The following is a 6,638-nucleotide window of genomic DNA, read 5'->3' on the forward strand; positions in this document are numbered from 1 at the left end:
TCCCCACCACCGACAACGACTGAGCACGAGCACCGACGACGCGAGGGTCAGAACTCAACCGCCCAAACTGGGTCACGGTTCAGCCGCCGCCGACACTCAGCCGCTCGGTGAATCTGCATGCTGCCCAACCAACCTGCACCTGAACAGCCCGCTCACTCACCTGCATACCAGCCGCCGCACTCAGCCACTCAAACTGCGAAAACCCAGCGCCGGGCCGCGACAAGCCTGGCGCCGGAGCGGCGCCGGGCGTTGGAGGAGATCGCCCCGTGGTGGGCGCCGGCCTGGCCGATCACCTGGCAGCGCACCTACCGCCAGGCTCGAGTCCGACGGCCGCGTCGACTGGGCCCAGCTGCCCCAGAAGACCGTCGAGGGCGAGCAGCTCGGCCGGTGGGTCATGGCGCAGCGGGCCGGCTGGCCCGGCTTGGAGGCGGACCAGCAGGACCTGCTCTCCGCGATCGGCATCGAGCCAGACCCGGAGCTGGTCGCGGCGGAGGCGAAGCCGAAGATCTCCCACGCGGACCGGTTCCAGCAGGGCTTGGCCGCCCTCGCAGCCTTCGTCGGGCGGGAAGGCCATGTCCGCGTCCCACGCCCGCACAAGGAGCTGCTCAAGGTTCCCGTGGCTGGCCCCGGCGGCGAGGAGAACGTCGAGACCGTCAAGGTCGGCCTGGGAGCGTGGCTGAACAACCAGAAGGCCCGCCGTGCCAAGCCCAGCGCAGCTCGCCGAACACGGCGTGGAGTGGGCATAGAGGGCGTGTTGGCCGGAGCGGTCGACGAAGGCACTGTCATGTTCCGGTCGACCCGGGCGCCCCATGCCCTGGCGGTGGCTGCTGCGTCAATAAGCAGGAGCAGCCACCGGCCCAGGGGGCTTACTGCCAGCGGCGCCCAAGGCCCCCGCGGTCAGTGGCGGGGTCTCTGCGGCTACTGGCGGAAGCCGTCAGCGATCTCGTTGTGGCGGGCGAGCACGGTGTTGGGGCCACGCCGAACGTAAAACTCCAGGCCCTGGCCATCGCGGAGGCCATACATTTGGCCGCCGCCGACGATCTCGAGGACTAGTACCCGGCGGTGGTCGTGTTCGATCATCCTGTAGGTGTAGGGCGGCTCGGGTTCCAGGCCGTTGCGGATCATGTTCACGACCTGGAGGGTCTGTGTGTCCTCGGTCTGTCCCTTGGGCAGGCCCTTGACGGTCAGATCGTCCCGAACGCCGAACAGAACGGTTCCGCCGCCGTCCTGCGAGGCGAACGCCGCGATGGTCTTCAGCACCTTCTTCCTCTCCGCGTGCTCGGTCTGGATCGTCTCCTTGCACTCCAGGTGCCGCCCCTCGCCGGCTGCCAGGAGTACGTCCAGTTCCGAGCCAGGCTGCTCCCACACCACCGAGGCGTCACGGACGAAGCCGTACTGCGGGGCGGGAAAGTGCCGCATATCCAGCCACTGGCCGTCGCGGTACGCGATCAGCAGGCTCTCGGGCCTCAGTCCCTCGGGCAGGTCGAAGGAGTATGCACCCGGGCCTTCAACGGCACGGTGTTGGTGCCCAGCAGGTTCGCTCAGCTCCAGGACCACGCCGCCCAGAGCTTCGCCCTCGATCTCGGCGATGAGCCGGTCGGCGGCGACGGTGACCTTCCGCAACCACGCGCCGTGCTGAGGCTCGACAACACGCCACAGCTGATCGGTGCGGTTCCTGCTGTCATAGGGGCGCTGGTGGAGAAAAGCGCTCATCGCGTGGTCGAAGCTGACGAACGACGGGCGCGTCCCGTCGCCGACCAGCACGTCGTAGCCCTGGTTGGCGGTGGTGGTGCTCCTGTGGACGGTCCACTCGATTCGCGGCCAGGGCGTCGTCGTCGGGCCCCGTTCCTCGCTTCCGCGCAGGCGCTCGACGGACACTCCGGCACCCCGCTCGCCCAGGATCACGCGCAGGCCGGCGACGTCCTGGGATTCGCCGCGCAGCAGTGCCGCTACCGTCGAACCGGGTGCTGGCAGTTCGAGAAACGCTGCCTTCTCGTAGCGCCAGATCCTCTCTTGAACCGTGTCGGCGTCGTCGAGGACGACCTCGCCATGGTGGAGCTGCCACTGGTCCCCGTCGGCGACCAGTACCAGTCGGGCGCGGACTTTCTCGTGGCCGTCCAGCAGTTCGGCCAGCTCGGCTGTGCCCGTCTGTCCCAGGTTCGGCATCGCCGGCTCCCTTCTGCCCGGCCGAGGTCGGGTCCGGCGGGTGCTCCATCATGGCGGCCCCGGGCCGCTGTCCGCGATCTTCTTTCACGAATCCAGCGGCCAGTAGCGGAGATCGATCTGTGGTAGGGCCCGACCTGGCCGGTCCCTGGCAGCGTGCCTACGAGGCCGGTCTGCGGCACTTGGCGGTTCTGTCCGGCCTGTCGGCGGACATGCTGCGGCGAGCGCTTCCGAGCCTGGCCGAGCGGTATGTGCTGCCGAGTGACGGGGAAGCGGTGTGGCAGTGGCCGTGGGAAACGGAGGGGGGTTTCTTGGTCCGCAGGTGCGCACTGTGTGGGTACGCGCGCCGGATCTGGGAGCCGGTGTGGCTGATGTCGGAGGACAACTGGCTGAAGTTCCACCCTGCGCTCGGACACTCTCCGTCTACGCCGCGAGGGTGTGACCTTGCTGGTACCGCGGGCGGATCTCGAGTGGCGTGAGGTAGCCCCACTCGGGGTGTCTGCGTAGACGCCTGCGGTTGTAGAAGGTCTCGATGAACGCGAAGACCTCCGCGCGGACGGTGGCGCGGTCCGGCCAGATCCGAGTGCCGATCTCCTCCTTCAGTACAGCGAAGAAGCTCTCGGCGGCTGCGTTATCGTGACAGGAGCCGACTCTCCCCATCGACTGCCGCACGTCCAACTTGCCTATCTCACTGCGGAATTCACTCGACGTGTATTCACTGCCACGGTCCGAGTGAAAGATGCAGCCGACCTCCAGGCCGCCGCGGCTGGCCGCCATCCGCAGGGCGGCCACCGGCAGTTCGGCGCGGTGGTGGTCGGCCATCGCGTAGCCGACCACCTCGCGGGTGGCCAGATCGATGCAGGTGGCCAGATAGAGCCAGCCCTCCTCGGTCGGCAGGAAGGTCATGTCGCCGACCAGCCGCATCCCCGGACGGGGTGCGGTGAAGTCGCGCCCGATCAGGTCCGGGGCGAACACAGGCTTGCGGGCCTGGCGGGTCAGGCCGCGGCGCCGCCGGCGGGTGACACCCGCGATCCCGCGCTCGCGCATGATCCGCTCCACCCTCTTCCGGTTGACCGCCCGGCCCTGCCGCCGCAGTTCCGCATGCACGCGCGGGACGCCGTAGGCGCCCCTGGACGCGAGATGGATCACCGTGATCTCGGCGGCGAGCAGGTCCTCGGCCCGCTCGCGGGCGCGGCGGGCCTGCTCACCGGCGCGCCAGTCGTAGAACGAGGAGCGGGCGATGCCCAGGACGCGGCAGATCCGCTTGACGCCCCAGCCGCCGTGGTGATCCTCAACGAAACGGAAGCGGATCAGGAGCCGTCAACTAACTACTGCCTGTTTCGGCCCTGCTCCGGCCTGTGACGTGGTAGATGGTTTCCGTGGGGATGACGGAAGTAACGCTGGCCGCGCTGGACGCGAAGTTGGCGGCGGTGCTGCCGCACCTGGACGAGCGGCAGCGCCGCTTGTATCTGGCCTCCGAGGCCGGGGCGTTGGGCCATGGCGGAGTCGCGGCGGTGGCCAGGCTGGCAGAAGTGTCCGAGTCGACCATTGCCCGGGGGCGCGACGAGCTCGCGGGCGGCGCGCCGGTGCTGGGACGGGTTCGCCGCCCCGGCGGCGGACGCAGGCCGGCCGCCGAACGTGACCCTGGCCTGCTGCCGGCACTCGAGGCCCTGATCGAGCCGCATGAGATCGGCGACCCGGTCTCGCCACTGCGCTGGACCACCGCCTCGTTGCGGGACCTGGCCCGGGAGTTGACCGAGGCAGGCCATCCGGTCAGCGCCACGGCCGTGGGCAAGCTGCTGCGCTCGATGGGCTTCAGCCTCCAGGGCATGGTCAAGACTCGTGCTGGGAGCCAAGTCCCTGACCGTGACGCCCAGTTCCGGCACATCAACACCACGGTCGAGCGGTTCTTGGCACAGGGCTTTCCGGTGGTGAGCGTGGACGCGAAGAAGAAGGAGCCGATCGGCGACTTCGCCCGCGCGGGCCGCACCTACCGCCCCAAGGGCCGGCCGATCACCGCCCCGGACCACGACTTCCTGGACCCAGACACCCCGATCGCCATTCCCTACGGCGTCTACGACCTGGGACTGGACACCGGCTGGGTCAACGTGGGCACCGACCGCAACACCGCCGCCTTCGCGGTGGAATCCCTGCGCCGTTGGTGGAACCGCCAGGGGCGCATCGACTACCCCAGTGCCACCCGCCTGCTGGTCACCGCCGACTCCGGAGGAGCCAACTCCGCGGACTCCCACCTGTTCAAGAAGGACCTGGCCGCCTTCGCCGACGAGTGCGGGCTCAGCGTCACCGTCATGCACTTTCCGCCCGCGACTTCAAAATGGAACAAGGTCGAACACCGACTGTTCTCCCGGATCACCCACAGCCTGCGCGGTCAGCCGCTGACCAGCTACGAAGTGCTGCTGCAGACCATCTCGGCCACCCGCACCAGCACCGGGCTGACCGTCCAGGCCGTCCTCGACGAGAACGAGTACCCCACCGGCCGGACGCTCACCAAAGCCGAGCGATCGGCGGTCCTGCAGCGTGTCGAACGCGACAGCTTCCACGGGGAGTGGAACTACACCATCGCCCCTTACGACCCCCAGCAGGCACCGCCGGCCGAGCCGGAACAAGCGAAGGCACCCCCGATCCCGGCCGAGGCCACCTTCCTGCTCACTCATCCGGCCCTGACCGGAATGTCCCGCGAGCAGTTCGGCCGGCTCGTGGAGGAACTCGAGCCCTTCCGCCGGGTCCTGGCCGAGACCGAGCGCGAGAAGAGGAAGGGCATCAACCGGCGCGGATACAACCCCGGGGTCGGCTTCCTCGACCACCGTCACCGCGTGCTGGTCGCCGTCCTGCACCACCGCAACACAATCACCCTGACCCTGGCCGCCCAACTGCTCGGCCGAGTACCCACGAGCCTGAACTACCACGCACACCGCACCAGGCCACTGCTCGCCTTCGCCACCCCGGACATCACCGCAGCCCTCGCCCATCCCCGGCGGACCCACCCACCCCGCACGATCGACGCCCTCCAGAACGCGATCACCGACCACGAGAGCAACATCAAATCAGGCAGTAGTTAGTTGACGGCTCCTCACCGTGTCGTCTCGGCCGCGAAATAGGCGGCGGCCTTGCGGAGGATCTCGATCGTCTTCTGCTGCTCGACGGTCTGCCGGCGGAGCCGGGTGAGCTCCTCGCGCTCGGCGCTGGTCAGATCCCCGGGCCGGCCCTCGTCACGGTCCGTGCGGTCCTGCTTGACCCAGCCCCGCAGCCCCTCCGGGCTGACCCCCAGCTCACGGGCGATCTCGGTGACGTTTCGGTGCGGCGACGAGCGCACCAGAGCGACCGCGTCCCGCTTGAACTCCGCCGTGTACCGCCTACTCATGTTGCTGTTCGTTCCCACCTGAAACTGCTTCCTCCGGGCTCACATGTCCCAGTGTCCAGGTGTCCGAGCGCAGGTGGAACTTCAGGCAGATGTGCCTGCGGCATCTGCGTTGGACGTGTCCCGCGTCAAGTAACTGGCAGGTTTTCGGGCTCGGGAAAGTTGGGGACGAGGGGGTCGGCGGCGCCGGTGTGCACGTCGTGGGGCCGGTTCCAGGCGAGCGCGTCGTGCGGGCGGACGGTGTTGTACTCGACCCGGTAGTCCTCGGCGTGGCGGACCAGGTCCAGGGCGTCGGGGATCTCCTCCAGGAACAGCTTCTCGTACTTCAAGGAGCCGAAGCCGCGCTCGCGTGAGCCGTTCTGGCCCGGTGTGCGGACCCGGGTGCGCACATGCCGCAGCTCCGGGTGGGTGGCGATGAACGCCTCGAACCGGAACGACCGGAACGGCCCGCCGTTGTCCGTCACGATCGTGACCATCGGCTGGACCGCGCGGTCCGCGTCGCGCGGGGCCAGGTCGACCAGCCGGAAGCCGGTCAGGCACTCGGCCTCCGCGAGGGCGAGCTCGACCGCGGCGATCGCGTCGTGCTGGTTCGCGGTCGGCGCCACGTGCCAGCCCAGCTCGTACTTCGACCAATAGTCCCGGCAGCCCCCAGCCGCCAGGTGCCGCCGCCGGTCGTCTCGAACTCGGAGAAGTCCAGCTGCCAGACCTGGTTCGGGCCGCTCGGCTCGGTGGCGAACGCCGCTTTGCGCCGCGCGGCGAGCTGTCTGCGTTCGCGTTGATAGTTCGCCTCAAGCAGCAGGCCCTCGTCGCGCAGCAGCCGCAGCACGGTGGCCTGCGAGACGCGGTGGCCGTCGTGGCGACACATCGCCCAGGCCTTCCTGTGCCCCCAGGCCGGGTGCGCGAGCGCGTGGCGGCGGGCCGCGTCGCGGACGCCTTCGCGGGCCGGACGCGGCCACGACCCCCTGGCCTGCGCGCCCTGGCGGGCGCGGGCCTGGTGGCGGCGCCAGGTCCGCTCGGGCACGCCGATCAGACGGCAGAACCTCGCGGTCGGCATGCCCGCCTCGACGCGGATCACCTCGAGGTCCTCGAAGGGCCC

Annotated in this window: 8 protein-coding genes; 3 read left to right on the plus strand and 5 right to left on the minus strand. The window is 69.4% G+C overall.

Annotated elements, in window-relative coordinates; genetic code table 11:
- The first annotated feature begins 394 nt into the window (after positions 1-394).
- Positions 395-988 (plus strand): helicase associated domain-containing protein, encoded by a 594-nt coding sequence (locus tag AB0P35_RS41095; protein WP_363521516.1) that lies wholly within the window; start codon positions 395-397, stop codon positions 986-988.
- Here the strand turns inward: AB0P35_RS41095 and AB0P35_RS41100 are convergent.
- Both AB0P35_RS41100 and AB0P35_RS41105 read right to left on the minus strand, forming a co-directional pair.
- Positions 919-2,166, minus strand: a complete 1,248-nt coding sequence (locus AB0P35_RS41100) for an ATP-binding protein (RefSeq protein WP_363521519.1) — start codon at positions 2,164-2,166, stop codon at positions 919-921. The two genes, AB0P35_RS41095 and AB0P35_RS41100, sit on opposite strands and share 70 nt — an antisense overlap.
- Positions 2,167-2,586: 420 nt before the next feature.
- On the minus strand, positions 2,587-3,411 hold the full coding sequence (locus AB0P35_RS41105) for an IS3 family transposase (RefSeq protein ID WP_363521532.1): 825 nt from the start codon (positions 3,409-3,411) through the stop codon (positions 2,587-2,589).
- Between AB0P35_RS41105 and AB0P35_RS41110 the strand changes: the two genes are divergently transcribed.
- Complete coding sequence (locus tag AB0P35_RS41110) at positions 3,304-3,525, plus strand: hypothetical protein (protein WP_363521521.1); 222 nt, start codon at positions 3,304-3,306, stop codon at positions 3,523-3,525. The genes AB0P35_RS41105 and AB0P35_RS41110 overlap by 108 nt on opposite strands.
- A gap of 23 nt (positions 3,526-3,548) precedes the next feature.
- On the plus strand, positions 3,549-5,243 hold the full coding sequence (locus AB0P35_RS41115; protein ID WP_363521524.1) for an ISAzo13 family transposase: 1,695 nt from the start codon (positions 3,549-3,551) through the stop codon (positions 5,241-5,243).
- A gap of 11 nt (positions 5,244-5,254) precedes the next feature.
- Here AB0P35_RS41115 and AB0P35_RS41120 read toward each other — a convergent pair whose 3' ends face one another.
- From AB0P35_RS41120 to AB0P35_RS41130, 3 genes are all read right to left on the minus strand, one after another.
- Complete coding sequence (locus AB0P35_RS41120; RefSeq protein ID WP_363521527.1) at positions 5,255-5,563, minus strand: transposase; 309 nt, start codon at positions 5,561-5,563, stop codon at positions 5,255-5,257.
- A 107-nt stretch (positions 5,564-5,670) separates the two neighbouring features.
- Positions 5,671-6,147, minus strand: a complete 477-nt coding sequence (locus AB0P35_RS41125; protein ID WP_363521530.1) for an integrase core domain-containing protein — start codon at positions 6,145-6,147, stop codon at positions 5,671-5,673.
- Positions 6,075-6,596 carry a hypothetical protein gene (locus AB0P35_RS41130; protein WP_363521534.1) on the minus strand — a complete coding sequence of 174 codons (522 nt, stop codon included), beginning with the start codon at positions 6,594-6,596 and terminating at the stop codon, positions 6,075-6,077. Before AB0P35_RS41130 ends, AB0P35_RS41125 begins: the two co-directional genes overlap by 73 nt.
- Positions 6,597-6,638: the final 42 nt, after the last annotated feature.

The sequence above is a fragment of the Kitasatospora sp. NPDC085879 genome, assembly GCF_040686255.1.
In the GTDB taxonomy this organism is placed as follows: Bacteria; Actinomycetota; Actinomycetes; order Streptomycetales; family Streptomycetaceae; genus Kitasatospora.